The organism is Kitasatospora sp. NPDC004531 (assembly GCF_053602195.1).
On sequence record NZ_JBSGDD010000002.1, the window covers coordinates 58,161 to 85,139 of the forward strand.

Consider the following 26,979-nt stretch of genomic DNA (forward strand, 5'->3'; position numbering starts at 1 on the left):
CGGCCCCCCCAGCGCGCCCGACCGGTCGCCGCACTGTCGGGTCACAATTGCCGCCCCGGCTTCCGTAAACTGTGCGTCGTGACCGACACGACGAACCAGCGCCCCGCGAGCAAGCCCGGGGACGAAGCAGCCACCCTCCCGACGACCTACACCCCCGCGGACGTAGAGGGCGAGCTGTACGAGCGCTGGGTAGAGCGTGGCTACTTCACGGCCGACGCGAAGAGCGACAAGCCCCCGTTCACCATCGTCATCCCGCCGCCGAACGTCACCGGCAGCCTGCACCTGGGCCACGCGTTCGAGCACACGCTGATCGACGCGCTGGTCCGTCGCAAGCGCATGCAGGGCTACGAGGCGCTGTGGCAGCCGGGCATGGACCACGCCGGCATCGCCACCCAGAACGTGGTCGAGCGCGAGCTCGCCAAGGAGGGCAAGTCCCGCCACGACCTGGGCCGCGAGGCCTTCGTCGAGCGCGTCTGGAAGTGGAAGGCGGAGTCCGGCGGCCAGATCTCCGGCCAGATGCGGCGTCTGGGCGACGGCGTGGACTGGTCCCGCGAGCGCTTCACCATGGACGAGGGCCTGTCGCAGGCCGTCCAGACCATCTTCAAGAAGCTCTTCGACGAGGAGCTGATCTACCGCGCCGAGCGCATCATCAACTGGTGCCCGCGCTGCCTGACCGCCATCTCGGACATCGAGGTGGAGTACCAGGACGACGACGGCGAGCTGGTCTCGATCCGCTACGGCGAGGGCGAGAACTCGATCGTGGTGGCCACCACCCGCGCCGAGACGATGCTGGGCGACACCGCGGTCGCCGTCCACCCGGACGACGAGCGCTACAAGCACATGGTCGGAACCGAGATCGAGCTGCCGCTGACCGGCCGCCGGATCCCGATCGTCGCCGACGCCCACGTCGACCCGGAGTTCGGCACCGGCGCCGTCAAGGTGACCCCGGCGCACGACCCCAACGACTTCGAGATCGGCCAGCGCCACAACCTGCCGAACATCGCGGTCATGGACGAGCACGCCGTCATCACCGTCCACGGTCCCTTCCTCGGCCTGGACCGCCTGGAGGCCCGCTCGGCGATCGTCGCCGCCCTGCGTGCCGAGGGCCGGATCGTCGCCGAGAAGCGCCCGTACGTCCACTCGGTGGGCCACTGCTCGCGTTGCAAGACCACCATCGAGCCGCGGCTGTCCATGCAGTGGTGGGTCAAGGTCGGCCCGCTGGCCAAGGCCGCCGGCGACGCCGTCCGCGACGGCAAGGTCAAGATCCACCCGCAGGAGATGGAGAAGCGGTACTTCGACTGGGTCGACAACCTGCACGACTGGTGCATCTCGCGCCAGCTCTGGTGGGGCCACCGCATCCCGGTCTGGTACGGCCCGAACGGCGAGATCATCTGCGTCGGCCCGGACGAGCAGCCGCCCACCGGCGAGGGCTGGCACCAGGACACCGACGTCCTGGACACCTGGTTCTCCTCCGGCCTGTGGCCGTTCTCCACGCTCGGCTGGCCGGAGCAGACCGAGAGTCTGGCGAAGTTCTACCCGAACTCCGTCCTGGTGACCGGCTACGACATCCTGTTCTTCTGGGTCGCCCGGATGATGATGTTCGGCCTCTACGCGATGGACGGCACCCCGCCGTTCCACACGATCGCGCTGCACGGCATGGTCCGTGACCAGAACGGCAAGAAGATGTCGAAGTCCTTCGGCAACGTGGTCAACCCGCTGGACTGGATGGACAAGTACGGCTCGGACGCGCTGCGCTTCACGCTGGCACGCGGCGCCAACCCGGGCGTGGACGTGCCGATCGGCGAGGACTGGGTCCAGGCGGCCCGCAACTTCGCCAACAAGATCTGGAACGCCACCCGCTTCGCGCTGATGAACGGCGCCACCGTCGAGGGCCCGCTGCCCGCGCCGGAGGAGCTGACCGCGGCCGACCGCTGGATCCTGTCGCGCCTGGGCAGCACCGTCGCCGAGGTGGACGGGCTGTACGAGGACTACCAGTTCTCCAAGCTCTCCGAGGCGCTGTACCACTTCGCCTGGGACGAGGTCTTCGACTGGTACGTCGAGCTCTCCAAGACCACCCTGGCCAAGGGCGGCCCGCAGGCCGACGCCACCCGCCGGGTGCTCGGCGAGGTCCTGGACGTCACCCTGCGCCTGCTGCACCCGATCGTGCCGTTCGTCACCGAGGCCCTGTGGACCACGCTGACCGGCGCCGAGTCGGTGGTCATCGCCGACTGGCCGACGGACAGCGGGTTCCGCGACGCCGCCGCCGAGGCGGAGATCGTCTCCCTCCAGCAGGTGGTCACCGAGGTCCGCCGGTTCCGCACCGACCAGGGCCTCAAGCCGGGCCAGCGCGTCCCGGCCGCCCTGGAGTTGGACGGCACCCCGCTGGCCGCCCACGAGGACGCGATCCGCTCGCTGCTCCGCCTGACGGTGCCGGAGGAGGGCTTCCACGCCACCGCCTCGCTGCCCATCGCCGGCACCACCGTCGCGCTGGACCTGTCCGGCACCATCGACGTCCCGGCCGAACGCAAGCGCCTGCAGAAGGACTTGGCGGCGGCCGAGAAGGAGAAGGCGCAGGCCACCGGCAAGCTCGGCAACGAGGCGTTCCTGGCCAAGGCGCCCGACGAGGTGGTCGCCAAGATCCGCACCCGGCTGGAGACCGCCGAGGCGGACATCGCCCGGATCACCGCGCAGTTGGCGGCGCTGCCGCAGGGCTGACCGCCCGCCCGGAAGGGCCGCCGCTCCCGCTTCGCGGGGGCGGCGGCCCTTCGCCATTTGCGAGTTGGGGCCCATGGGTTGTCAATTCCCTTGGCCGCGCGTCGCCGTAACGGTTTCGCTGCGGCTATTCGCCCGGTATTCCCGACAATTGGAGTACTCCGCCAAAGGGAATACAACGCGTTGCCGCCCCCCGCGCGTTCAGCGAACTTCGCACATCGAATGTGTACGGTGGGCGGAGTTCCCATTCGGGCGGGGCATCGAACGGAGGGCAGAAGCATGGTGGCGACCAGGGAGTTGGCCGACGAACTTCCGATGGAGGAGGTGGAGGCGGCCAAGGCCCGGGCGGCGACCCTGCTGCTGGCATTCCGGCACGGAAACCAGCTCGCCTTCGACGCCGAACTCGACCTGCTGCTCACCGAGAACGCCGAGCGCGAGGCGGCCACCCTGCTGGTGTGGATCGCCGCCGAGGCGGTCCGCAAGGCGTACGCCCCCGAGGTCGCCGACCGGGTGCTGCGCGGTCTGGCCCGGCGCGCCCCGTACGGCGCCGCCGAGGTCGCGGTGGACGAGGAGACGGCGAGCGCCGCGATGCTGCTGGAGGCCGTCGTGGACGGGGACGTCGTGGCGGTCCGCGCCCTGGTGGCGGGCACCCCCGACACCACCTACCTGCTCGGCGGCCTGCTGCAGGCGGTGGCGATGATGCTGCCGCTGCTGCCGGAGGGCGAGGCCGAGGAGATCGCCGCCGAACTGCGCCGCCGGCACGCCGCGCGACTGCCCACTCCCCGCGTCACCACTTGACGGATCGTCACTGCGCGGGCCCGGCACGGAGAGTCCTCCGCGCCGGGCCCGCCGTCGTCGCGCGCGGCTACGGCATGGCGTGCAGGTGCGAGCCGACGGTGTTGGCGATGCCGCCGCCCGCGAGGGCGTCCCAGTTGGTGGACCAGGTCATCGCGCCGCCGATGCCCGGCCAGGTCTTCGAAGGCTTGTAGGAGCCGCAGTTGGTGCCCGAGGCGAGGCAGTCCAGCGCCGCGTTCACGGTCGCCGGGCTGGTGTAGCCGCCGCCCGCCGCACTGGTCGAGGCGGGCACCCCGAGGCCGACCTGGCTCGGGTCGAGGCCGCCCTGCAACTGGATGCAGGCCAGCCCGGTGAGGAAGTTCTCGGTGCCCTGCGAGTACACCCCGCCGTCGCAGCCGAGCATCGCCCCGGAGTTGTAGTACTGCATGTTGACGATGGTCAGGATGTCCTTGGTGGCCAGCGCCAGCTTGAAGTACTCGGTGCCGGTGGACTGCATGTCGATGGTCTGCGGGGCCATGGTGAGCACGAAGCCGGCCCCCACCTTGGCCGCCAGGCTGTGCAACGCCTGTGCCATGTAGGTGGCGTTGACGCCGTTCTCCAGGTCGATGTCGATCCCGTCGAAGCCGTAGGCCTGGATCAGGCTGTACGCGGAGTTGGCGAAGTTGGCCGCCGCGGTCGAACTCGCCACCGACACCGTGCCGTTCTGCCCGCCGACCGAGATGATCACCTTCTTGCCGGCCGCCCGCTTGGCCGCGATGTCGGCCTTGAACTGGGCGTCGGTGTAGCCGTTCAGCTTCGAGGACAGCGCCGGGTCCAGCGTGAAGGAGATCCCGCCCGGAGTCCCGGTGGCGTCCGCGAAGGCCACCGCGATGATGTCGTACGCCGCCGGGACGTCACTGATCCGCTGCGGGGTCGCGCCGTTGTAGAAGTTCTGCCAGTAGCCGGTCAGCCGGTGCTTCGGCCCGGGCGGCGGCGGGGTGCTGGCCGAGCCGCTGGGCGACGGCGACGCGGACGTGGAGGTCGACGGCGACGCGGAGGTGGAGGTCGAAGGGGACGGCGAGGACGAGCCGGAACCGGACGCGGAGGCCGACGGGCTGGGCGAGCCGGTGCCCGGGCCGACCATCGACACCTTGTCCACCAGGTACGCGGACTGGCCGTACCAGCCGTGGAACCACACCTGCACCGAGGTGGTGGACGCCCCGGTGGTGAAGGTCGTGGTCAGCGTGTTCCACCCGGTGTTGGAGGTCCAGGTGGACGGGTCGGTGCCGCCGGTGCCGGTGGCGCCCAGGAACACGTACGAGCCCTGCGCCACCGCGGAGAGGGTGTACGTCGAGTTCGGCAGCACGGTGACCTGCTGCGAACAGTTGGCGTAGTCGGAGCCGGCCGGGGCGCCCTGCAGGTCCCAGCCGGTGGCGGAGTTGTTCACCGCGGTGACGGTCGGGCCGCAGGTCCACGGCGCGAGGTGGTTGCCGGACGAGAAGTCGCCGTTCTGGATCACGTCCACGTTCGCGGCGGTGGCCGTCCCGGTGCCGGTCAGCACCATGCCGACCAGCGCCAGCGCGGCCGACAGCAACCCGGCGAGCAGGGCCCGCGCGCCGCGCGGGTCTCGATGTGGTGCACGCATGCCATCTCCATGTGGGGGAGTGTCGATGGGGGTGCGGTGCGGGGAGCGGGGAGCGACTCACACGGTGGACTGGACCAATTCGGGTGTCAAGAGGGCCGGGGCGGCTTCGCCCGCCGCCGGGGTGGCCGTCGGGGACGGACGTCGGGAGTCCTTAGACTGGCAAGGTGAGCGACAAGGCCGAGCCCAACCCCTACACCGTCCGTCCCGCCGACGCCGGCGGCACCGACTCCGAACTGCGCGCCGTCGAGGCCGAACTGGCCACCCGCTGGCCGGAGAACAAGCTGGAGCCCTCGCTCGACCGGATCGAGGCGCTGATGGACATCCTCGGCCAGCCGCAGCGCTCCTACCCGTCCATCCACATCACCGGCACCAACGGCAAGACCTCCACCGCCCGGATGATCGAGCAGCTGCTCGGCGCCTTCGAGCTGCGCACCGGCCGCTACACCTCCCCGCACGTGGAGTCCGTCACCGAGCGGATCAGCCTGGACGGGGCGCCGATCAGCCCGGAGAAGTTCGTCGAGACCTACCGCGACATCGAGCCGTACGTGCGGATGGTGGACGCGGCGCAGCCGGTCGCGATGTCCTTCTTCGAGGTGCTCACCGGCATGGCGTACGCCGCCTTCGCGGACGCCCCGGTGGACGTCGCCGTGGTCGAGGTCGGCATGGGCGGCTCCTGGGACGCCACCAACGTGATCGACGCCCAGGTCTCGGTGATCACCCCGATCGGCCTGGACCACACCGACAAGCTCGGCGACACCACCGGCAGGATCGCGGTCGAGAAGTCCGGGATCATCAAGCCGGGCGCGCTCGCCGTGGTCGCCCAGCAGCAGTTGGACGCCGCCGAGACCATCCTGCGCCGGGCCGTCGAGGTGGACGCCACGGTGGCCCGCGAGGGCATGGAGTTCGGCGTGCTGCGCCGCGAGGTCGCCATCGGCGGCCAGCTGATCACCCTGCGCGGCCTCGGCGGCCACGAGTACCAGGACGTCTTCCTGCCGCTGCACGGCGACCACCAGGCGCAGAACGCGGCCCTCGCGCTGAGCGCCGTCGAGGCGTTCTTCGGCGTCGGCCAGGGCGGCGCCGAGCACCTGGACGAGGACAAGGTCCGCCAGGCGTTCTCCGGCGTCTCCTCCCCGGGCCGCCTGGAGGTGGTCCGCCGCAGCCCCACCGTGATCCTGGACGCCGCGCACAACCCGCACGGCGCGCAGGCCGCGGTCGCCGCGCTGGGCGAGGCGTTCGGCTTCACCAAGCTGGTCGGCGTGATCGGCACCAGCGGCGACAAGGACGTCAGCGGCCTGCTGGAGGCGTTCGAGCCGATCCTCGCCGAGGTGGTCGTCACCCAGAACTCCACCCACCGCGCGATGCCGGTCGACGAGCTGGCCGCGCTGGCCGTCGAGGTGTTCGGCGAGGACCGGGTGCAGGTCGAGCCCCGGCTGGACGACGCCATCGACGCCGCGGTCACCCTCGCCGAGGAGGAGGACCTCGGCGGCGCCGGCGTCCTGGTCACCGGCTCCGTCATCACGGTGGGCGAGGCGCGCCTGCTGTTCGGAAGGAAGTAACCGCCGATGCGCACCCTGTGCTCCTCCACCCTGATCGGCGAGGCGCTGCTGATCATGTTCGCCGGCCTGGTCGCGATGAAGCTGACCGACGTCGGCACCGGCACCATCTGGGCGGTCAGCGGCGTCGCCATCCTGCTGTGCGTGCTGCTGTGCGGCGTGATCACCCGCCCCGGCGCGGTCTGGGTCGGCTGGGCGCTCCAACTCGGCGTGCTGGCCAGCGGGTTGGTGCTGCCGACGATGTACGCCTTCGGCGTGGTGTTCGGCGGCCTGTGGTGGTGCTCGGTGCACTACGGCCGCAAGATCGACGAGTTCAAGGCGCAGCGCGCGGCGGCCGCCGCGGCGACCGCCTGAGCCGGGCTGGGCGCGGAGGCGGCGACCGGGCCGGGGTAGTGTCAGGTGCACACACCGCACCACCCACGACCTCAGGAGCCGCCCCGTGTCCCAGCGCACTCTCGTCCTGCTCAAGCCCGACGCCGTCAAGCGCGGCCTGGCCGGCGAGATCATCAGCCGGATCGAGCGCAAGGCCGGCTGGCGCTTCGCCGCGATGGAGCTTCGCACCTTCGACCGCGGCACCCTGGAGCAGCACTACGCCGAGCACGTCGGCCGTCCGTTCTACGAGCCGCTGCTGGAGTTCATGACCTCCGGCCCGTCGATCGCGCTGATCGTCGAGGGCGAGAACGTGATCCCGGGCATCCGCGCGCTGGCCGGCGCCACCGACCCGCTGCAGGCGGGCGCGGGCACCATCCGCGGCGACTACGCGACGATCACCCGCGAGAACCTGATCCACGCCTCGGACTCGCCCGAGTCGGCCGAGCGCGAGATCAAGATCTTCTTCCCGGCCCACGTCTGAGGCCGCCGGCGGAAGCCCGGTAGGACCCTGGTGCCCCTGCCTCGGCAGGGGCATTTCGCCCAACCGGGCGTTCATCCTCAAATCACGGAACCCTACCCTCCGACACGGCGTCCCAATGCCAGGAGAAGCCGATCCGTGCCCGGACAATGGGCGGGACGCCGTACCCGCCGCTCGTCATGTCCGGCGTGATTACGATGGACCCCAACTCACGGGCCCGGAGCGGCAGCTCAGCCGCCGGCAGCCCCGTTGCGGGCCTGCGCGGCCGGCTCTCTCTCCCCCCGCCCTTGATCCACATTCGGGAAGGCACTCGACATCCCATGGCGAACAACCTGTCGTTCCTCGGCCGGGACCTGGCGATCGACCTCGGCACCGCGAACACACTGGTGTACGTCCGGGGCAAGGGCATCGTTCTGAACGAGCCGTCGGTGGTCGCGGTGAACACCAACACCGGCGGAATCCTCGCGGTGGGCGCCGAGGCCAAGCAGATGATCGGCCGCACCCCCGGCAACATCGTGGCGATCCGCCCGCTGAAGGACGGCGTGATCGCCGACTTCGAGATCACCGAGCGGATGCTGCGGTACTTCATCCTGAAGATCCACCGCCGCCGCTACCTGGCCCGCCCCCGGGTCGTGGTCTGCGTGCCGTCCGGCATCACCGGCGTCGAGCGCCGCGCCGTGGTGGAGGCCAGCATGCTGGCCGGCGCCCGCCAGGTGCACATCATCGAGGAGCCGATGGCCGCCGCGATCGGCGCCGGTCTCCCGGTGCACGAGCCGACCGGCAACATGGTCGTCGACATCGGCGGCGGCACCACCGAGGTCGCGGTGATCTCGCTCGGCGGCATCGTCACCGCCCAGTCCCTGCGGGTGGCGGGCGACGAGCTGGACAACGCGATCGTCCAGCACATCAAGAAGGAGTACAGCCTGCTGCTGGGCGAGCGCAGCGCCGAGCAGATCAAGATGTCGATCGGCTCCGCGTTCGGCCTGGAGGACGAGAAGGACGAGCACGCCGAGATCCGCGGCCGCGACCTGGTCTCCGGTCTGCCGAAGACCGTGGTGATCTCCGCCGCCGAGGTCCGCGAGGCCATCGACGAGCCGGTGAACTCGATCATCGACTCGGTGAAGACCACCCTCGACCAGTGCCCGCCGGAGCTGGCCGGCGACGTGATGGACCGCGGCATCGTCCTCACCGGCGGCGGCGCCCTGCTGCGCGGCCTGGACGAGCGGCTGCGCCGGGAGACCGGCATGCCGGTGCACATCGCCGAGAACCCGCTCGACTCGGTGGCCCTGGGGGCGGGCAAGTGCGTCGAGGAGTTCGAGGCACTGCAGCAGGTACTCGACGCCCAGCCGCGTCGCTAGACAACTTTCCAACTGAAGAACAGACAGAGCTGATGGACCAGCTGATGGACAATCGGCACGAAGGGGCGGCAGCAGCACCGTGAGGGACACCCGACAGAGTCGACTACTGCTGGTCCTACTGGTCGCGCTCGCTTTCGCCCTGATCACCGTCGACATCAAGGGCGGCCAGGACTCGCCGCTCGGCGCACCGCGCCGGGCGGCCGCTTCCGTGCTCGGCCCGGTGGAGAACGCCGCGGCCGGCGCCGTCGACCCGATCGCCGGATACATCCGGGCGATCCGCGACGCCGGCACGCACCAGCAGCGCCTGGACCAGATCACCCGGGAGAACACCGACCTGCGCCAGAAGCTGGCCTCCTCGGACGCCGCGGCCGGCCGCACCAAGCAGCTGGACGACATGCTGCGCACCGCCGGCACCGGCGGCTACACCGTCAAGGCGGCGCAGGTGATCGCGATCGGCGCCGCCCAGGGCTTCTCCTGGACCATCACCATCGACGCCGGCAGCGACGACGGCCTGACCCGCGACATGACCGTCATCGATGGCCAGGGCCTGGTCGGTCGGATCACCACCGTCGCCCCGACCACCGCCACCGTGCTGCTGGCCTCCGACCCCGGCTTCACCGCCGGCGTCCGGCTGGAGGGCAACAACGAGATCGGCTTCGCGGCCGGTCAGGGCGCCTCGCCGATGAAGATCGAGTTGCTGAACGGTCGCGCCCAGGTGAAGGCCGGCGACCGGCTGGTCACCTTCGGCTCGCAGAGCGGGCGCCCGTTCGTCCCCGGCGTCCCGGTCGGCACCGTCAAGGAGGTGCAGGCCACCCCGGGCCAGCTCACCAAGACCGTCCTGGTCGAGCCGTACGTGCAGTTCACCCGCCTCGACCTGGTCGGCGTGGTGGTCGTGCCGCCGCGCACCGACCCGCGGGACGCGGTGCTGCCGCCGGTTCCCGCCGCCTCCGCCGGCGCCGCGGGCAACCCGCAGGCGCCGATCGCCAACGCACCGTCCACCTCCGGGGGGAACTGATGTTTCGTCCGTCTCGGATCCTGCTGTCCGCCGTCCTGCTGGTGCTCGCCCTGGTGATCCAGGTCAGCATCCTCGGACGGCTCCAACTGCCCGGCGCCACACCGGACTTGCTGATGCTGGTGGTGGTCGGCCTGGGCCTGGTCCACGGCTCCACCGGCGGCTGCCTGGCGGGCTTCTCGGCCGGTCTGCTGGCCGACCTCGCCCCGCCGTCCGACCACGCGGTCGGCCGGTACGCGCTGGTGCTCTGCCTGGTCGGCTACGGCGCCGGACTGCTCCGCCCGGAGGCCGGCCGGCAGCGCTCCGCGATCAGCGCGATCGGCGTGGTCGCCGTCGCCGCGGTGGTCTCCACCCTGCTGTACGCCACCGTCGGCGCCCTGGTCGGCGACACCGCCGCCCGGCACGTCGGCCTGACCGGACTGGTCTTCAGCGCCCTGCTCTACGACGTGCTGCTGGCCCCGTTCACCGTCCCGCTGGTGATGCTGCTGGCCCGCCGCTTCGACGGCGACCGGGTGGTCAACGAGACGCTGCGCGGCGCGGACGGCGGCTCCGGCCTCGGCGCGCTGGCCCGCTACCGCACCACCCGGGAGACCTCGCCCACCCCCTCCTACAAGAAGAAGCGCGCGCTCGGCCTCGCCAAGCGCCCCTGAGCCGGGACGGAGTCCGCGCACGTGACGAACATTCCCGAGACCGGCCGCACCCGGCGGGTGACGATCCGGCTGGTGGTGCTGCAGATCCTGGTGCTGTCCCTGCTGGCCACCCTCGGCGGCCGGCTGTGGTACCTGCAGATCCGCAACGGCAAGGAGTTCAGCGAGAAGGCCCAGGGCAACCACATCCGCGAGGTGGTGGAACCCGCCGTCCGCGGCGAGATCCTGGACGCCGCCGGCCGGATCCTGGCCGGCAACGAGACCAAGCTGGTGGTGTCGGTGTCCCGCACCGCGCTGATGCAGCAGAAGGACCGCGGCAAGGAGGTGCTGACCCGGCTCGCCGAGGTCCTCGGCGTGCCCGCCGACGACGTGAAGAACAAGGTCCGGCTGTGCGACGCGAAGACCCCGCAGCCGTGCTGGAACGGCTCCCCGTACCAGCCGATCCCGGTCACCCAGCAGGCCACCACCCAGCAGGCGATGCAGATAATGGAGCGCCGCGAGGACTTCCCCGGCGTCACCGCCCAGCCCACCGCGCTGCGCCGCTACACCGGCGCCGAGGGCGCCAGCGCCGCCCAGATCCTCGGCTACCTGTCGCCCGTCACCGACGACGAGGTCACCAAGACCGCAGACAAGTCCGGCCGTGAGCGCCGCCTGCCCTCCGACCAGATCGGCCGGGCCGGCCTGGAGTCCGTCTACGACGACGACCTGCGCGGCACCACCGGCGTCGACCGGCTGGAGGTCGACAACCTGGGCCGGGTGATCGGCAGCGCCGGCACCACCCCCGCCCAGCCCGGCAACAACCTGGTCACCTCGATCGACGCCCGGGTGCAGAAGGTCGTCGAGGACCAGCTGAACCAGGCCATGGTCGAGGCGCGCAAGGTCTTCGACAAGGAGACCAACCGCAACTACATCGCCGACTCCGGCGCGGCCGTGGTGATGGACGTCCACACCGGCCGGATCGTCGCGATGGCCAGCGCCCCCACCTACGACCCCAACCTGTGGGTCGGCGGCATCTCCGCCAAGGACTACGAGGCGCTGAACAGCAAGGACTCCAACTACCCGCTGATCAACCGCGCCATACAGGGTCAGTCGGCGCCCGGCTCGACCTTCAAGGTCATCTCCACCACCGCCGCCGTGCAGGCCGGGTACGACCTCAACGGGCGCTACCCCTGCCCGAAGTCGCTGACCATCGGCGGTCGCGAGTTCAAGAACTTCGAGTCCGAGCAGTTCGGTGACATCACCCTGGAGAAGGCGCTCGAAGTCTCCTGCGACACCGTGTTCTACGGCCTGGCCTACGACCAGTGGATGAAGGACGGCGGCCTCAAGCCCAAGAAGGACGCCCCGGACTGGTTCTTCAAGACCGCCCACGAGTTCGGCCTCGGCGCCAAGACCGGCATCGACCTGCCGGGCGAGGTCCCCGGCCGGGTGCCCGACCGGCAGTGGAAGCAGTCCTACTACGACGCGATGAAGCAGTCCTGGTGCGACCAGGCGGCCAAGGGCGGCCACGAGTACGCCGACGAGATCGCCCGCGAGAACTGCGCCGACGGCAACCAGATGCGCGCCGGTGACATGGTCAACTTCGCCATCGGCCAGGGCGACACCCTGGTCACCCCGCTGCAGATGGCCCGGATCTACTCGGCGCTCGCCAACGGCGGCACCCTGTACCGGCCCAGCATCGGCAAGGCGGTGGTCAGCCCCGACGGCACGCTGGTGCGCGACATCGCCCCGCACGAGGACGGCAAGATCCCCGCCCAGGGGCAGCTGCTCGAATACATCGACCAGGCCACCGCCGGCGTCATCACCAGCGGCACCGCCGCCTGGAAGTTCACCGGCGCCGGCTGGCCGCAGGGCAAGATCGAACTGCACGCCAAGACCGGTACCGCCGAGGTCGCCGGCAAGCAGACCACCTCCTGGCTGACGACGTACAGCAAGGACTACGCGGTCGTCATGACGATAAGCCAGGGCGGCACCGGCTCCGGCGGCTCCGGCGACTCGGTGCGACGGATCTACCAGGCGCTGTACGGCGTCGACGACAAGGGCACCATCGACAACGGCAAGGCGCTGCTGCCCAAGCCGCAGGCCGAACTGCCCAAGTTCAACCCGGACGGCACCGCGATCGTCCAGGCCGCGTACACCTACGAGGGCGACCGGACCTTCCTGGACCCGGCCCGTCCCGCCCAGGCCGACCCGGCGCCCGCGGTGGCGCTGGCCGCCCTGGAGCCCAACCGGGCCGGCGGCCCCGGAAGGAGCCGTTCGTGAGCTCCTACGGCTCGTACCGCCCCCCGCGGCGCTCCTTCCTGGCGCGGGCGCTGGCCAAGGACTCCCCGCTGCGGCGGCTCGACTGGATCATGATCCTGGCGGCGCTCGCGCTGTCCCTGATGGGCTCGCTGCTGGTGTGGTCCGCCACCCGCGGCCGCGACTCGCTCACCCACGGGGACCCGCAGTACTTCCTGTACCGGCACCTGACCAACCTGGTGATCGGCGTCGCCCTGTGCGTCGCGGTGGTCGTGCTCGGCACCAGGCGGCTGCGCACCGCCGTGCCGTTCGTCTACCTGGCCGTGATCCTGATGCTGTTCGCGGTGCTCAGCCCGCTCGGCTCGACCATCAACGGCGCGCACTCCTGGATCCAGTTCGGCGGCGGATTCTCCATCCAGCCCGCCGAGTTCGCCAAGCTGGCGATCGTGCTGGGAATGGCCGTGCTGCTGTCCGCACGGGTGGACGCCGGCGAGCGGGAGTTCCCGCCCACCCGCAGCGTGCTGCAGGCGCTGGCCGTGGCGGCGTTCCCGATGGGCGTGGTCATGCTGATGCCCGACCTCGGCTCGGTGATGGTGATGGCCGTCACCACGCTCGGCGTGCTGATGGCCTCCGGCGCCGCCAACCGCTGGACGTTCGGCCTGCTGGCGGGAGGCGTGGCCGGCGCCCTCGCGGTGTGGCAGCTCGGCGTGCTCGACCAGTACCAGATCGACCGCTTCGCGGCGTTCGCCAACCCGGCGCTCGACCCGTCCGGCGTCGGCTACAACACCGCCCAGGCCCGGATCGCCATCGGCTCCGGCGGGCTGACCGGCATGGGCCTGTTCCACGGCACCCAGACCACCGGCCAGTTCGTGCCCGAGCAGCAGACCGACTTCGTGTTCAGCGTGGCCGGCGAGGAGCTCGGCTTCGTCGGCGCCCTGGTGATGATCGGCCTGCTCGGCGTCATCCTGTGGCGGGCCTGCCGGATAGCGCGCCAGGCCACCGACCTGTTCGGGACGATCCTGGCGGCCGGCGCGGTCACCTGGTTCGCCTTCCAGGCCTTCGAGAACATCGGCATGAACCTCGGCATCATGCCGGTCGCCGGCATCCCGCTGCCGTTCGTCTCCTACGGCGGCTCCTCGATGTTCGCGGTGTGGATCGCGATCGGGCTGTTGCAGTCCGTGCGCTCCCAGCGACCGATAGCGATATAGCCCGCACAGCGGTGCGAACCAGTGACCCTCGGGGCTCGGCTACCCTTGAGGGTCACTGCTTTTTCTGCCGTAAAGGTCCTTGCGCATGACTGTCGAATCGGTCTTCCCACGCCTGGAGGCCCTCCTCCCGCACGTCCAGAAGCCGATCCAGTACGTCGGTGGCGAGCTCAACTCGACCGTCAAGGACTGGGACGCCTGCGATGTCCGCTGGGCGCTGATGTACCCCGACGCCTACGAGGTCGGGCTGCCCAACCAGGGCACCATGATCCTCTACGAGGTGCTGAACGAGCGCGAGGGCGTCCTCGCCGAGCGCAGCTACAGCGTCTGGCCCGACCTCGAAGCCCTGATGCGCGAGCACGGCGTCCCCCAGTTCACGGTCGACGCCCACCGCCCGATCAAGGCCTTCGACGTCTTCGGCCTGTCCTTCTCCACCGAGCTCGGCTACACCAACATGCTGACCGCGCTCGACCTGGCCGGCATCCCGCTGAACGCCGCCGACCGCACCATGGACGACCCGGTCGTGCTGGCCGGCGGCCACGCCGCGTTCAACCCCGAGCCGATCGCCGACTTCATCGACGCCGCCGTCATCGGCGACGGCGAGCAGGCCGTCCTCGACATCACCGACATCGTCCGCGCCTGGAAGGCCGAGGGCCGCCCCGGCGGCCGCGACGAACTGCTGCTGCGCCTCGCCAGGACCGGCGGCGTGTACATCCCGCGGTTCTACGACGTCGAGTACCTGCCGGACGGCCGCATCGGCCGCGTCGTGCCCAACCGCCCCGGCGTGCCGTGGCGGGTCTCCAAGCACACCGTCATGGACCTCGACGAGTGGCCCTACCCCAAGCAGCCGCTCGTCCCGCTCGCCGAGACCGTGCACGAGCGGATGTCGGTGGAGATCTTCCGCGGCTGCACCCGCGGCTGCCGTTTCTGCCAGGCCGGCATGATCACGCGCCCCGTGCGGGAGCGAAGCATCACCGGCATCGGCGAGATGGTCGAGCGCGGCCTCAAGGCCACCGGCTTCGAGGAGGTCGGCCTGCTGTCGCTGTCCTCCGCCGACCACTCCGAGATCGCCGACGTCACCAAGGGCCTCGCCGACCGCTACGCCGAGGACAAGATCGGCCTCTCGCTGCCGTCCACCCGGGTCGACGCCTTCAACATCGACCTCGCCAACGAGCTCTCCCGCAACGGCCGCCGCTCCGGCCTCACCTTCGCGCCCGAAGGCGGCTCCGAGCGGATCCGCAAGGTCATCAACAAGATGGTGTCCGAGGAGGACCTCATCAACACGGTGGCCACCGCGTACGGCAACGGCTGGCGCCAGGTGAAGCTGTACTTCATGTGCGGCCTGCCCACCGAGACCGACGAGGACGTGCTGCAGATCGGCGAGATGGCGAAGAACGTCATCGCCAAGGGCCGCGAGGTCACCGGCACCAACGACATCCGCTGCACCGTCTCCATCGGCGGCTTCGTCCCCAAGCCGCACACGCCCTTCCAGTGGGCCCCGCAGCTGTCCGCCGAGGCCACCGACGCGCGGCTCACCAAGCTGCGCGACTCGATCCGCGGCGACCGCAAGTTCGGCAAGAACATCGGCTTCCGCTACCACGACGGCAAGCCCGGCATCGTCGAGGGCCTGCTCTCCCGCGGCGACCGCCGCATCGGCGCCGTCATCCGGGCCGTCTACGAGGACGGCGGCCGCTTCGACGGCTGGCGCGAGCACTTCTCCTACGACCGCTGGATGGCCTCCGCCGAGAAGGGCCTGGCCGGCACCGGCGTCGACGTCGACTGGTACACCACCCGCGAGCGCGGCTACGAGGAGGTCCTGCCCTGGGACCACCTCGACAGCGGCCTCGACAAGGACTGGCTCTGGGAGGACTGGCAGGACGCCCTCGAAGAGGTCGAGGTCGAGGACTGCCGCTGGACCCCGTGCTTCGACTGCGGCGTCTGCCCGCAGATGGACACCCACATCCAGGTCGGCCCCACCGGCAAGAAGCTGCTGCCCCTGACGGTCGTCAACAACTGACGTTCCCACAGCGGTGATCGCCCCCGTCGCACGCGTTGCGGCGGGGGCTTCGCGCTGGGTCGGACGATCGGGTCGGTCTACCATCGGTCGATCGTTCGGACGGGGAGTGGCAGCGGTGCAGCAGCAGCAACAGCAGGGCGGCGGCGGGTGTTTGGTGGCCGTGGTGCGGCCGGTGGTGGTGGCGGTGGTGGTTCCGCTGCGGCTGCTGTGGGAGTTGGTCGTGCTGATCGCCCGCGGGGTCGGGTGGGTGTGCGACAAGGTGCTGGTGTGGCCGCTGCGGTTGCTGTGGCGGTACGTGCTGGAACCGCTGTTGAGGTGGCTGGTCGTCATACCGCTGCGCCGGCTGTGGCGTTGGGTGGTGCGACCGGTGCTGGAGTGGCTGTGGCGCTGGGTGCTGGCACCGATCGGGCGCGGGGTGCGGGCGGTCGCCGTCGGGTTCGGCAGGGTGGTCTCCTGGCTGGCCTGGTACCTGGTGGCGGTGCCCGTCCGGGCGGCGTGGCGGTGGATCCTGGTGCCGCTCGGCAAGGGCTTCTACTACGGGCTGTGGCGGCCGGTGCTGTTCCCGGTGCTGCGCGCGCTGTGGCTGGCGTTCCGGTGGGCCTGGCGGCTCGGCGGCCGGATCTGGCGGTTCACGGTGGTGCGTCCGTGCCGCTGGGTGCGCCGCCAGGTGTGGTGGCCGGTCAAGGCGGAGATCCGCCGGGTCGCCCGGGAGGTACGCCGGACACTGCTGGGCTGAGGCACCGCGTACCCTTGGAACGACAGAGTTCGGCCGGAGCCGCAAGCGGTGCGAGGCCGGACGGGGACACACTGACGAAGGACTGAGCTCCCTGGCACGCCGCACGCCCGACGGTCCGCCGCCCGCGCCCACGGTGCAGCGCATCCGTCTGCGCTACACCAAGCGCGGCCGTCTGCGCTTCACCAGCCACCGGGACTTCCAGCGGGCGTTCGAGCGCGCGCTCCGCCGCTCGGCCGTCCCGATGGCCTACTCCGCGGGCTTCACCCCGCACCCGAAGGTCTCCTACGCGAACGCCGCCCCCACCGGCACCGCCAGCGAGGCCGAGTACCTGGAGATCGGCCTCGCCGAGGCTCGCGACCCAGAGGCCCTGCGCCGCCAACTCGACGAGTCGCTGCCGCCCGGTCTGGACGTCACCGACGCCGTCGAGGTCCGCACCAGCAACTTCGTGGAGCGCCTGGAGGCCTCCGAGTGGCTGCTGCGCCTGCCCGGCGTGGAGCCGGCCGAGGCCGAGCGGGCCGCCGCCGCGTTCCTGGCCGCCGAGGCGGTCGAGGTGCAGCGGATGACCAAGAACGGCCTGCGCACCTTCGACGCGCGCGCCGCCGTCGCCGCCCTCGACGTGGTGCCGGAGGGCTCCGTGCAGGTCGGGATCGGTGACGACACACTCACCCAAGGTGCGGACGATGTTCGTACGGGTGCTCCCTGTGCGATACTGCGCCTGGTAGTACGACACGCCACACCCGCCGTACGACCCGACGACGTATTGTCCGGTCTCCGTTCGACGGCCGACCTCGCGCCGCCGGTCCCCGCAGAGGTGACCAGGCTGGCGCAGGGGCCGCTCGACGAGCAGACCGGCACGGTGACCGACCCGCTGGCGCTCGACCGCGCCGCGGCCGAGGTCGGCCGGTAGGCCGCCCCGCCGCGCGCATCCGCCGTCCGCCGAGTGGGCGGGAGCGCAGGCACGGAGTTCAGCTCCGGGCCTGCGGCTCCCCGGCCTCCGCGGCTCCCCAGGGGAGCGAGCGTCGTCGCGCGCAGGCCAGGCCACCCTCGGCCGGGCCGCTTGAAAACTGAGAAGACTGGTCAGACCAGAAGACTTTTCGACTCCCCGCGCCCTGCGGGGGTCGAGCGAGACTACGAGCCCCTGTGCGGCCTCGCGTCCGCACGACGGCACCGTGGGAGCCGGAACCGCCCGAAAGGCGCGGCCGGCTGGTGAATGCGGTGGTACGTCGTGCCCGGATGCGGAGCCCGGGGGCCTGACGGGAGACACACCCGCATGCTCGAAAACACCGAACCGCAGTCCGCTGCGGCCGACCACACCGACGACGGCGCCTCCGCCGCGCCGCCGCGCCGCCGTCGCCGGGCGGTCTCCCGCCCGGCCGGCTCCCCGCAGGGGGCCGCGAGCGAGAGCGCCGAGACCGTCGTCGCCGCCCCGGCGAGCGCCGAGGAGCCGCCGGCCGCCGAGAAGCCCGTCCGGGCCCGGCGTACCCGCAAGCGGGCCGAGGCCCCGGCCGGTGCGCCGGAGACCACCACTGCCGCCGCTGAGCCGGTCGTCGAGACGCAGGCCGAGCCGGTTGTCGAGGAGCCTGCCGCGGAGGAGAAGCCCGCGCGTGCCCGCCGGGCGCGCAAGCGCGTCTCCGCGCCCGCCCAGAGCCCCGTGGCGGCCGAGGAGGCCGTCGTCGAGGAGCCCGCGGCCGTCGAAGAGCCGGTCGCCGAGGAGCCCGTGGTCGAGGAGCCGCCGGCCGCCGAGCCGCCGCGGGCCCGCCGCCGCGCCGTCCGTCCGTCCACCGCGATCTTCCAGGCGCCGGTGTTCCAGGAGCCCGCCTCCTACACCGCCCCCGCCGCTGCCGCGCCCGCCGCCAAGGCCGAGCCGGCCCAGGCCGCCGCGCCGCAGGACGAGGCCGAGCAGGACGACGAGTTCGAGTACAGCGGCGTCGGCCGCCGTCGCCGGGTGCGCACCCAGGTGCGCGTCCAGCAGCCCGCGAAGGGCGGCAGGGGCGGCAAGGCCGCTCAGCAGCCCGCCAAGGCCGCGGAGCCGGTGAAGGCCGCCCCGCCGGTGAAGGCCGAGGCCCCGGCCGAGGTCGAGGCGCCCGCCACCGGCCCGGAGCAGGAGTCGGAGTGGGAGGAGGACGGCCGCCCGTCCCGCCGCCGCCGCCGTGGCGGCCGTCGCCGCCGTCGCGGTGACGCCGAGGACGCGGGCGAGGCCGAGAGCGCCGAGACCGTCGAGACCGACGCCGAGGACGCCCACGAGGAGCCCGAGGCGCAGGACGCCCACGACGAGGACGAGGACCACGAGGACGACCTGGCCGCCGGCCTGTCCTCCTCGCGCCGCCGTCGTCGCCGTCGCCGCCGCAGCGGTGAGGGCGGCGCCGACGCCGGCGAGACCACCGAGGACGGCGTGCGCACCGTGGTGAAGGTCCGCGAGCCGCGCCGCCGCTCCACCGAGCCCGCGTTCGACCCGGACGAGGTGCAGTCCATCAAGGGCTCCACCCGCCTGGAGGCCAAGAAGCAGCGCCGCCGCGAGGGCCGCGAGCTGGGCCGCCGCCGGGTGCCGATCATCACCGAGGCCGAGTTCCTGGCCCGCCGCGAGTCCGTCGAGCGGGTCATGGTGGTGCGCCAGACCGGCGCCCGCACCCAGATCGGCGTGCTCGAGGACGGCGTGCTGGTCGAGCACTACGTCAACAAGGAGCAGGCCACCTCGTACGTCGGCAACGTGTACCTGGGCAAGGTGCAGAACGTGCTGCCGTCCATGGAGGCCGCGTTCGTCGACATCGGCAAGGGCCGCAACGCCGTGCTGTACGCCGGCGAGGTCAACTTCGGCGCGCTCGGCGGCCACAGCGGCCCGCGCCGGATCGAGTCGGTGCTGAAGTCCGGCCAGTCCGTGCTGGTGCAGGTCTCCAAGGACCCGATCGGCCACAAGGGCGCCCGCCTGACCAGCCAGATCTCGCTGCCCGGTCGCTACCTGGTGTACGTGCCCGAGGGCTCGATGACCGGCATCTCCCGCAAGCTGCCGGAGAACGAGCGGGCCCGCCTCAAGCAGATCCTCAAGAAGATCGTCCCGGACGACGCGGGCGTGATCGTCCGCACCGCCGCCGAGGGCGCCTCCGAGGAGGAGCTGACCCGCGACGTCCAGCGGCTGCAGACGCAGTGGGAGGAGATCCAGAAGAAGGCCGCCACCGGCAACGCCCCGGCGCTGCTCTACGGCGAGCCCGATATGACGGTGCGCGTGGTCCGCGACATCTTCAACGAGGACTTCACCAAGGTCATCGTCAGCGGCACGGACGCCTGGAACACCATCCACGACTACGTCTCCAACGTCGCCCCCGACCTCACCGAGCGCCTGCAGAAGTGGACCTCGGACGTCGACGTGTTCGCCACGTACAGGATCGACGAGCAGCTGATGAAGGCGCTGGACCGCAAGGTCTGGCTGCCCTCCGGCGGTTCGCTGGTGATCGACCGGACCGAGGCGATGGTCGTCATCGACGTCAACACCGGCAAGTTCGTCGGCCAGGGCGGCAACCTCGAAGAGACCGTCACCCGCAACAACATCGAGGCGGCCGAGGAGATCGTCCGCCAGCTGCGGCTGCGCGACCTCGGCGGCATCATCGTGATCGACTTCATCGACATGGTGCTGGAGTCCAACCGCGACCTGGTGCTGCGCCGCCTGCTGGAGTGCCTGGGCCGCGACCGCACCAAGCACCAGGTGGCCGAGGTCACCTCGCTCGGCCTGGTCCAGATGACCCGCAAGCGGGTCGGCCAGGGCCTGCTGGAGTCCTTCTCCGAGCCCTGCGTGCACTGCAACGGCCGCGGCGTGATCGTCCACATGGACCAGCCGCACAGCCACGGCGGCGGTGCCGCGAGCACCACCGGCGCGGGTACGGCGGCGGGCGAGGGCGGCGGCAAGCGCCGCCGTCGGGGCCGCGGCGGGGCCGGGCAGGCCGAGGCGGAGACCGTCGAGACGGTCGAGATCGTCGAGGAGCCGGAGCCGATCGAGGCCCCGGTCGAGGCTGCCGCCGAGGTCGAGGTCGAGGAGATCGTCGAGCCCGTCGTGGTCGCGGAGCCGGTGGCGGCCGAGCCGGTCGTCGAGCCGGTCGCGGTCGAGGAGCCGGTGGCCACCGCCGCTCCGGCCCGGCCGCGGCGCCGGGCCGTGCGCAAGGCCACCGCTCCGGCCGGGGCGTCCGGCGAGCCCGAGATCGTGGTGCTGCAGGCCCGTGCCGAGGCCGCGATGGAGGCCGCGCTGAGCGCCGCGGAGAAGTCCGCGGAGCAGTCGGTCGCCGAGACCGCCGCCGAGGTGGCCGCCGAGGCCGTCGCCGCAGTGGAGCCCGAGGCCGAGGTCGCCGTGGCGGTCGAGACCGAGGAGCCGGCGCCGAAGAAGCGGGCCGCCCGCAAGACGGCCGCCAAGACCACCGCGGCGAAGAAGACCACCACGGCCAAGAAGACCGCGGCGAAGAAGACCACCGCCACGGCCGCCAAGAAGACCACCGCCCGCAAGACCGCCACCAAGCGGACCAGCGCGGCGGCCAAGAAGGCCGCGGCCGCCGAAGGTGACGGCGCCGCAGAGTGAGCCACGAAGGGCCGGGACCTCGGGTCCCGGCCCTTCGTACGGCCCGGTTTGTCTTCGGATGGACAGGTCCGTATTCTTGACCCTCGGCGTGTTGACGCCATGCTCCTGAGCATCTCACCTCCCGGTCGGGGCCGATTTTCGGCACTTTCCGGGGGAGGCAGCCTGTGTCCATACCCAGGCGGCTGGCATCCGGAGTTCCGACCGAGTTAGGAAAGTAGGTACCGCATGTACGCGATCGTTCGCGCCGGCGGCCGCCAGCACAAGGTCGCCGTGGGCGACGTGCTGGAGATCGACCGTATCGAAGCCAAGCCGGGTGACTCGGTCGAGCTCTCGACCATCCTCGTCGTCGACGGTGAGTCCGTCACCTCCGACCCGTGGGTGCTCGGTGGCGTGAAGGCTCACGCCGAGGTCGTCGACCAGACCAAGGGCGACAAGATCGTCATCCTGCGCTACAAGAACAAGACCGGCTACCGCCGTCGTCAGGGCCACCGCCAGAAGTACACCGCGGTGCGCATCACCAGCATCGACTCGGTCAGCAAGTAATCACACTTACTGCGGTCTTCCTAGAAAGGGGATAGCCAGATGGCACACAAGAAGGGTGCGAGTTCCACTCGCAACGGTCGTGACTCGAACGCCCAGCGCCTCGGCGTGAAGCGCTTCGGCGGTCAGGTCGTCTCCGCCGGCGAGATCATCGTCCGCCAGCGTGGCACCCACTTCCACCCGGGTGCGAACGTCGGCCGTGGCGGCGACGACACCCTGTTCGCGCTGACCGCCGGTGCCGTCCAGTTCGGCAACCGTCGCGGCCGCAAGGTCGTCAACATCGTGGCCGTCGAGGCCTGAGTCTGTACAGACTCGCTGTGAAGGGTGGGCCGGGACTATCCGGGCCCACCCTTCGTGCTTTACCAGCAGGACCACTTTTCTTCTTCGCACTGGAGGCAGACACATGACCACCTTCGTGGACCGCGTCGAACTGCACGTCGCCGCGGGTAACGGAGGCCACGGCTGCGCCTCCGTGCACCGCGAGAAGTTCAAGCCGCTCGGCGGCCCCGACGGGGGCAACGGCGGCGAGGGCGGCTCGGTGACGCTGGTGGTGGACTCGCAGGTCACCACCCTGCTCGAGTACCACCACTCGCCGAAGCGCAAGGCCACCAACGGCAAGCCCGGCGCGGGCGGCCACCGCACCGGCGCGGACGGCCAGAACCTCGTGCTGCCCGTCCCCGACGGCACCGTGGTGCTCGACCGCAAGGGCAACGTGCTCGCCGACCTGGTCGGCCACGGCACCACCTTCGTCGCCGCCCAGGGCGGCCGCGGCGGCCTCGGCAACGCCGCGCTGGCCTCCGCCCGCCGCAAGGCCCCCGGCTTCGCGCTGCTCGGCGAGCCCGGCGAGGCCCGCGACATCGTGATGGAGCTCAAGTCCGTCGCCGACGTCGCGCTGGTCGGCTACCCGAGCGCCGGCAAGTCCTCGCTGATCTCGGTGCTCTCCGCCGCGAAGCCGAAGATCGCCGACTACCCGTTCACCACGCTCGTCCCCAACCTCGGTGTGGTGACCGCCGGTTCGACCGTCTACACGATCGCCGACGTGCCCGGCCTGATCCCCGGCGCCAGCCAGGGCAAGGGCCTCGGCCTGGAGTTCCTCCGCCACGTCGAGCGCTGCGAGGTGCTCGTCCACGTCCTCGACTGCGCCACCCTGGAGCCGGGCCGCGACCCGCTCACCGACCTGGAGACCATCGAGGACGAGCTCGCCCAGTACGGCGGCCTGGAGGACCGGCCGCGACTGGTCGCCCTCAACAAGATCGACGTCCCCGACGGCCAGGACATCGCCGACCTCACCCGCGCCTCCCTCGAAGAGCGCGGCTACCGGGTCTTCGAGGTCTCCGCGGTCGCCCACAAGGGCCTGCGCGAACTCTCCTACGCCCTGGCCGAGATCGTCTCCACCGCACGCGCCGCCAAGCCGGCACAGGAGAACACCCGCATCGTCATCCGGCCGACCGCCGTGGACGACGCCGGCTTCACCATCGAGGAGGAGGACGGCGCGTACCGCATCCGCGGCGGCAAGCCCGAGCGCTGGGTCCGGCAGACCGACTTCGCCAACGACGAGGCCGTCGGCTACCTGGCCGACCGGCTGGCCCGGCTCGGCGTCGAGCAGGAGCTGTGGAAGGTCGGCGCGAAGGAGGGCGACACCGTCATCATCGGGCCCGACGAGAACGCGGTCGTCTTCGACTGGGAGCCGACGATGGCCGCCGGCGCGGAGATGCTCGGCCGCCGCGGCGAGGACCACCGCTTCGAGACCCAGCGGCCGGCGGTCGACCGGCGGCGGGAGAAGCAGCGCGGGCGGGACGCGGCGGAGCAGGAGTTCCTGGACTTCGAGGCGCTCAGCTCTGGCCGAGAGCAGTTGGAGCAGTAAAGGAGCGCACGTCAGCAAGGTCGCGAACACGTGCAGGTGAATGTCGTGCTTCGCGATCTTGCTGGTGGAGGCCTTCCGCCGCGCGCCGTTCCCCGCGCCCCTGGTGGTGCTTCCCACCCGTCCCCGGATTTCGTGAGCGGCGAGTCGGGTCGCTACATTTCGGGCGTACAGGACGTCGTGTCGGGAAGGTCGGACTGATGGTGGATCAGTTGCTCCGCGAGGAGGTCGTTTCGGCGCGGCGGATCGTGGTGAAGGTCGGTTCGTCGTCGTTGACGACGGCGGCCGGGGGGTTGGACGCGGACCGGGTGGACGCGTTGGTGGACGCGTTGGCGAAGGCGCGGAAGGGGCAGGGCACGCCGGAGATCGTGCTGGTCTCGTCCGGGGCGATCGCGGCCGGGCTGGCGCCGCTCGGGCTGGAGAAGCGGCCCAAGGACCTGGCCCGGCAGCAGGCGGCGGCCAGCGTCGGGCAGGGGCTGCTGGTGGCCCGGTACACGGCGTCGTTCGCGCGGTACGGGGTGCGGGTCGGGCAGGTGCTGCTGACCGCGGAGGACGCGAGTCGGCGCGCCCACTACCGCAACGCGTTCCGGACGTTGGAGCAGCTGCTGACGATGGGTGCGATGCCGATCGTCAACGAGAACGACACGGTGGCCACCGCGGAGATCCGGTTCGGCGACAACGACCGGCTGGCGGCGCTGGTGGCGCACCTGGTGCGGGCGGACCTGCTGGTGCTGCTGTCCGATGTGGACGGCCTGTACGACGGGGATCCGGCGAAGCCCGGCAGCAGCCGGCTGGACGTGGTGCGCGGCCCCGAGGACCTGGCGGGCGTGGAGGTCGGCAGCGCCGGCAGGGCGGGCGTCGGGACCGGCGGCATGGTGACCAAGGTGGAGGCGGCCCGGATCGCCACCGGCGCGGGCATCCCGGTGGTGCTGACGGCGGCCAGCCAGGCGGCCGACGCACTGGCCGGGCGGCCCACCGGCACGCTGTTCCTGCGGACCGGCAGCCGCTCGGCGGACCGGCTGTTGTGGCTGGAGCACGCGTCCTCGCCGCGCGGCGCGCTGACCCTGGACGAGGGGGCGGTGGCGGCCGTGGTGCACGGCGGGAAGTCGCTGCTGCCGGCCGGGGTGACCGGGGTGGACGGGGAGTTCGTCGCGGGTGATCCGGTCGACCTTCTTGGCGAAAACGGTCACATCGTCGCCCGCGGACTGGTCAACTTTGATGCGAGGGAGTTGCCCCGTCTGCTCGGCCGGTCCACCCGAGAACTGGCCCAGGAGCTCGGTGCCGCGTACGAACGCGAGGTCGTCCACCGCGACGACCTGGTCGTGCTGCGCGGCTGAGCGCGGGCGGCGGGGCCGGTACGGGGGGTGGGAGCAGCGGGCCGGGGGGCCCGCGCGACACGCTGAATGGGAGGCCGCCGGTGGTTCGCAGGCGGGAGGAAGCGCTGCCGGGGCAGAAGCCCGAGCGGCGGCTCACCAGCATCGAGGGCGGCCGGGGCGTCGAGGAGCAGGAGGACGTGCGGGAGCCGGAGCAGGGCCGGCTGTGGCACGTGGTGCTGAGTGTGGCCGGGGCGGCGGCGCCGTTGCCCGAGCTGCGGGCGTCGCTGGAGAAGCTGGCCCACGACCATTCGTTCTTCCTGACGGCCCGCTACGCCGCCGACCACGCAGAGCTCCGGTACTGGGAGGAGGCGCGGGACCTGCACGACGCGGCGGCGATCGCGCTGCGGCTGTGGGGCGAGCACAAGGCCAGCGCGAAGCTCCCGGCGTGGGAGATCGTCGGCCTGGAGGTGGTCGACCGTCCGACGTACCACAAGCGGGTCGCGGAGGGCTTCGGCGGTCCGCCGCCGCAGCTGGGCGGGGTGTACCCGTACTGACGTGCGCAGGCCGGGCCCGCAGGGGTGTCTCAGCGGGCGAAATACGCGCCGGGGCGGGGCGGGTGTCTCGCTAGGCTGGGGGCCATGAGCGACCTCACCGCCACCGCCGACAGCCCCGTCCTCGCCGCCGCGCGCCGTGCTCGGGAGGCGGCCGCCGCCCTGGCGCCAGTGCCGCGTTCGGTGAAGGACGCCGCGCTGCTGGCGATCGCGGACGCGCTGGTCGCCCGGGCAGGGGAGATCACCGCCGCGAACGCCGAGGACGTCGCCCGGGCCCGCGAGGCCGGCACCGCCGAGTCGGTGATCGACCGGCTGACGCTCACCGAGGAGCGGATCGCCGCGATCGCCGCCGACGTGCGCAGCGTGGTCGGCCTGCCCGACCCGGTGGGCGAGGTGGTGCGCGGCTACACCCTGCCGAACGGGCTGGACGTGCGCCAGGTGCGGGTGCCGCTCGGCGTGGTCGGCATCATCTACGAGGCCCGGCCGAACGTCACGGTGGACGCCGCCGCGCTGTGCCTGAAGTCCGGCAACGCGGTGCTGCTGCGCGGCTCCGGCTCCGCGTACCGCTCCAACACGGCGCTGGTGGAGGTGCTGCGCACGGCGGTCGCCGGGGCGGGCCTGCCGGCCGACGTGATCCAGCTGGTGCCGGGGGAGAGCCGCGAGTCGGTGCAGCAGCTGATGCGCGCCCGCGGCCTGGTCGACGTGCTGATCCCGCGCGGCGGCGCCTCGCTGATCCGCACCGTGGTGGAGGGCTCCACCGTCCCCGTGATCGAGACCGGCACCGGCAACTGCCACGTGTACGTGGACGCGCAGACCGACCTGGCGATGGCCGTCGGCGTGCTGCTCAACTCCAAGGCACAGCGGGTCAGCGTCTGCAACGCCGCCGAGACCCTGCTGGTGCACCAGGACGTCGCGGACGCCTTCCTGCCGCTCGCGCTGGCCGCGCTGGCCGAGGCGGGCGTCACCGTGCACGGTGACGACGCGGTGCTGAAGGCCGCCGAGGGCACCGGCGTGACGGCCGTCCCGGCGACCGAGGAGGACTGGGGCGCCGAGTACCTGTCGCTGGACCTGGCGGCCGCCGTGGTGCCCTCGCTGGACGCCGCCGTGGAGCACATCCGCCGCTGGTCCTCCGGCCACACCGAGGCGATCGTCACCACCTCGCAGGCCGCCGCCCGCCGGTTCACCCAGCTCGTCGACTCCACCACCGTGGCCGTCAACGCCTCGACGCGGTTCACCGACGGGAGCGAATTCGGTTTCGGCGCGGAGATCGGCATCTCCACCCAGAAGCTGCACGCCCGCGGCCCGATGGGCCTGCCGGAACTGACCAGCACCAAGTACATCGTCACCGGCGACGGCCACGTGCGCGGCGAGGCCCGGCAGACCGTCGGCGGCTGAGCGACCGGGAGCGT

21 protein-coding genes are annotated in these 26,979 nt (G+C 71.7%); 20 read left to right on the top strand and 1 reads right to left on the bottom strand.

Annotation, left to right across the window (positions count from 1 at the left end):
- Positions 1-78 precede the first annotated feature (78 nt).
- Positions 79-2,715: a valine--tRNA ligase gene (locus tag ACWEMJ_RS01530; protein WP_452134891.1), complete on the top strand. Its 2,637-nt coding sequence runs from the start codon at positions 79-81 to the stop codon at positions 2,713-2,715.
- A gap of 276 nt (positions 2,716-2,991) precedes the next feature.
- Complete coding sequence (locus ACWEMJ_RS01535; protein ID WP_452134892.1) at positions 2,992-3,510, top strand: hypothetical protein; 519 nt, start codon at positions 2,992-2,994, stop codon at positions 3,508-3,510.
- A gap of 67 nt (positions 3,511-3,577) precedes the next feature.
- Here ACWEMJ_RS01535 and ACWEMJ_RS01540 read toward each other — a convergent pair whose 3' ends face one another.
- On the bottom strand, positions 3,578-5,131 hold the full coding sequence (locus ACWEMJ_RS01540; protein WP_452134893.1) for a chitinase: 1,554 nt from the start codon (positions 5,129-5,131) through the stop codon (positions 3,578-3,580).
- Positions 5,132-5,295: 164 nt separating this feature from the next.
- Between ACWEMJ_RS01540 and folC the strand changes: the two genes are divergently transcribed.
- The 18 genes from folC to ACWEMJ_RS01630 all read left to right on the top strand — a co-directional run bounded on the left by folC (position 5,296) and on the right by ACWEMJ_RS01630 (position 26,965).
- Positions 5,296-6,687 carry a bifunctional tetrahydrofolate synthase/dihydrofolate synthase gene (gene folC / locus ACWEMJ_RS01545; RefSeq protein WP_452134894.1) on the top strand — a complete coding sequence of 464 codons (1,392 nt, stop codon included), beginning with the start codon at positions 5,296-5,298 and terminating at the stop codon, positions 6,685-6,687.
- A gap of 6 nt (positions 6,688-6,693) precedes the next feature.
- Complete coding sequence (locus ACWEMJ_RS01550; protein WP_452134895.1) at positions 6,694-7,038, top strand: DUF4233 domain-containing protein; 345 nt, start codon at positions 6,694-6,696, stop codon at positions 7,036-7,038.
- An 85-nt stretch (positions 7,039-7,123) separates the two neighbouring features.
- Entirely contained in the window at positions 7,124-7,537 is a 414-nt protein-coding gene (gene ndk, locus ACWEMJ_RS01555; RefSeq protein ID WP_043913981.1) for a nucleoside-diphosphate kinase, read from the top strand.
- Between the two features lie 329 nt (positions 7,538-7,866).
- Complete coding sequence (locus ACWEMJ_RS01560; RefSeq protein ID WP_452135008.1) at positions 7,867-8,892, top strand: rod shape-determining protein; 1,026 nt, start codon at positions 7,867-7,869, stop codon at positions 8,890-8,892.
- 79 nt (positions 8,893-8,971) lie between these two features.
- Positions 8,972-9,907 carry a rod shape-determining protein MreC gene (gene mreC, locus ACWEMJ_RS01565; protein WP_452134896.1) on the top strand — a complete coding sequence of 312 codons (936 nt, stop codon included), beginning with the start codon at positions 8,972-8,974 and terminating at the stop codon, positions 9,905-9,907.
- On the top strand, positions 9,907-10,554 hold the full coding sequence (mreD, locus tag ACWEMJ_RS01570; RefSeq protein ID WP_452134897.1) for a rod shape-determining protein MreD: 648 nt from the start codon (positions 9,907-9,909) through the stop codon (positions 10,552-10,554). The genes mreC and mreD overlap by 1 nt, the downstream gene beginning before the upstream one ends.
- A 21-nt stretch (positions 10,555-10,575) precedes the next feature.
- Positions 10,576-12,810 (top strand): penicillin-binding protein 2, encoded by a 2,235-nt coding sequence (gene mrdA / locus ACWEMJ_RS01575; RefSeq protein ID WP_452134898.1) that lies wholly within the window; start codon positions 10,576-10,578, stop codon positions 12,808-12,810.
- The gene (gene rodA, locus ACWEMJ_RS01580) at positions 12,807-13,994 is read left to right on the top strand and encodes a rod shape-determining protein RodA (protein WP_452134899.1); all 1,188 of its coding nucleotides are present in this window, start codon (positions 12,807-12,809) and stop codon (positions 13,992-13,994) included. Before mrdA ends, rodA begins: the two co-directional genes overlap by 4 nt.
- An 85-nt stretch (positions 13,995-14,079) precedes the next feature.
- Entirely contained in the window at positions 14,080-16,008 is a 1,929-nt protein-coding gene (locus ACWEMJ_RS01585) for a TIGR03960 family B12-binding radical SAM protein (protein ID WP_452134900.1), read from the top strand.
- Between the two features lie 115 nt (positions 16,009-16,123).
- Positions 16,124-16,744: a hypothetical protein gene (locus ACWEMJ_RS01590; protein WP_452134901.1), complete on the top strand. Its 621-nt coding sequence runs from the start codon at positions 16,124-16,126 to the stop codon at positions 16,742-16,744.
- A gap of 133 nt (positions 16,745-16,877) precedes the next feature.
- Entirely contained in the window at positions 16,878-17,651 is a 774-nt protein-coding gene (locus ACWEMJ_RS01595; RefSeq protein WP_452134902.1) for a TIGR03936 family radical SAM-associated protein, read from the top strand.
- 363 nt (positions 17,652-18,014) lie between these two features.
- A complete protein-coding gene (locus ACWEMJ_RS01600; protein ID WP_452134903.1) occupies positions 18,015-21,302 on the top strand; it encodes an Rne/Rng family ribonuclease in 3,288 nt (1,095 codons plus the stop codon).
- A gap of 225 nt (positions 21,303-21,527) precedes the next feature.
- Positions 21,528-21,845 carry a 50S ribosomal protein L21 gene (gene rplU / locus ACWEMJ_RS01605; RefSeq protein ID WP_035862741.1) on the top strand — a complete coding sequence of 106 codons (318 nt, stop codon included), beginning with the start codon at positions 21,528-21,530 and terminating at the stop codon, positions 21,843-21,845.
- Between the two features lie 39 nt (positions 21,846-21,884).
- Positions 21,885-22,142: a 50S ribosomal protein L27 gene (gene rpmA, locus ACWEMJ_RS01610; RefSeq protein WP_014135732.1), complete on the top strand. Its 258-nt coding sequence runs from the start codon at positions 21,885-21,887 to the stop codon at positions 22,140-22,142.
- A 103-nt stretch (positions 22,143-22,245) separates the two neighbouring features.
- Positions 22,246-23,706: a GTPase ObgE gene (obgE, locus tag ACWEMJ_RS01615; RefSeq protein WP_452134904.1), complete on the top strand. Its 1,461-nt coding sequence runs from the start codon at positions 22,246-22,248 to the stop codon at positions 23,704-23,706.
- Between the two features lie 197 nt (positions 23,707-23,903).
- On the top strand, positions 23,904-25,040 hold the full coding sequence (gene proB, locus ACWEMJ_RS01620; RefSeq protein WP_452134905.1) for a glutamate 5-kinase: 1,137 nt from the start codon (positions 23,904-23,906) through the stop codon (positions 25,038-25,040).
- An 80-nt stretch (positions 25,041-25,120) separates the two neighbouring features.
- Positions 25,121-25,573 (top strand): hypothetical protein, encoded by a 453-nt coding sequence (locus ACWEMJ_RS01625; RefSeq protein WP_452134906.1) that lies wholly within the window; start codon positions 25,121-25,123, stop codon positions 25,571-25,573.
- Positions 25,574-25,657: 84 nt separating this feature from the next.
- Positions 25,658-26,965, top strand: a complete 1,308-nt coding sequence (locus ACWEMJ_RS01630) for a glutamate-5-semialdehyde dehydrogenase (RefSeq protein WP_452134907.1) — start codon at positions 25,658-25,660, stop codon at positions 26,963-26,965.
- Positions 26,966-26,979: the final 14 nt, after the last annotated feature.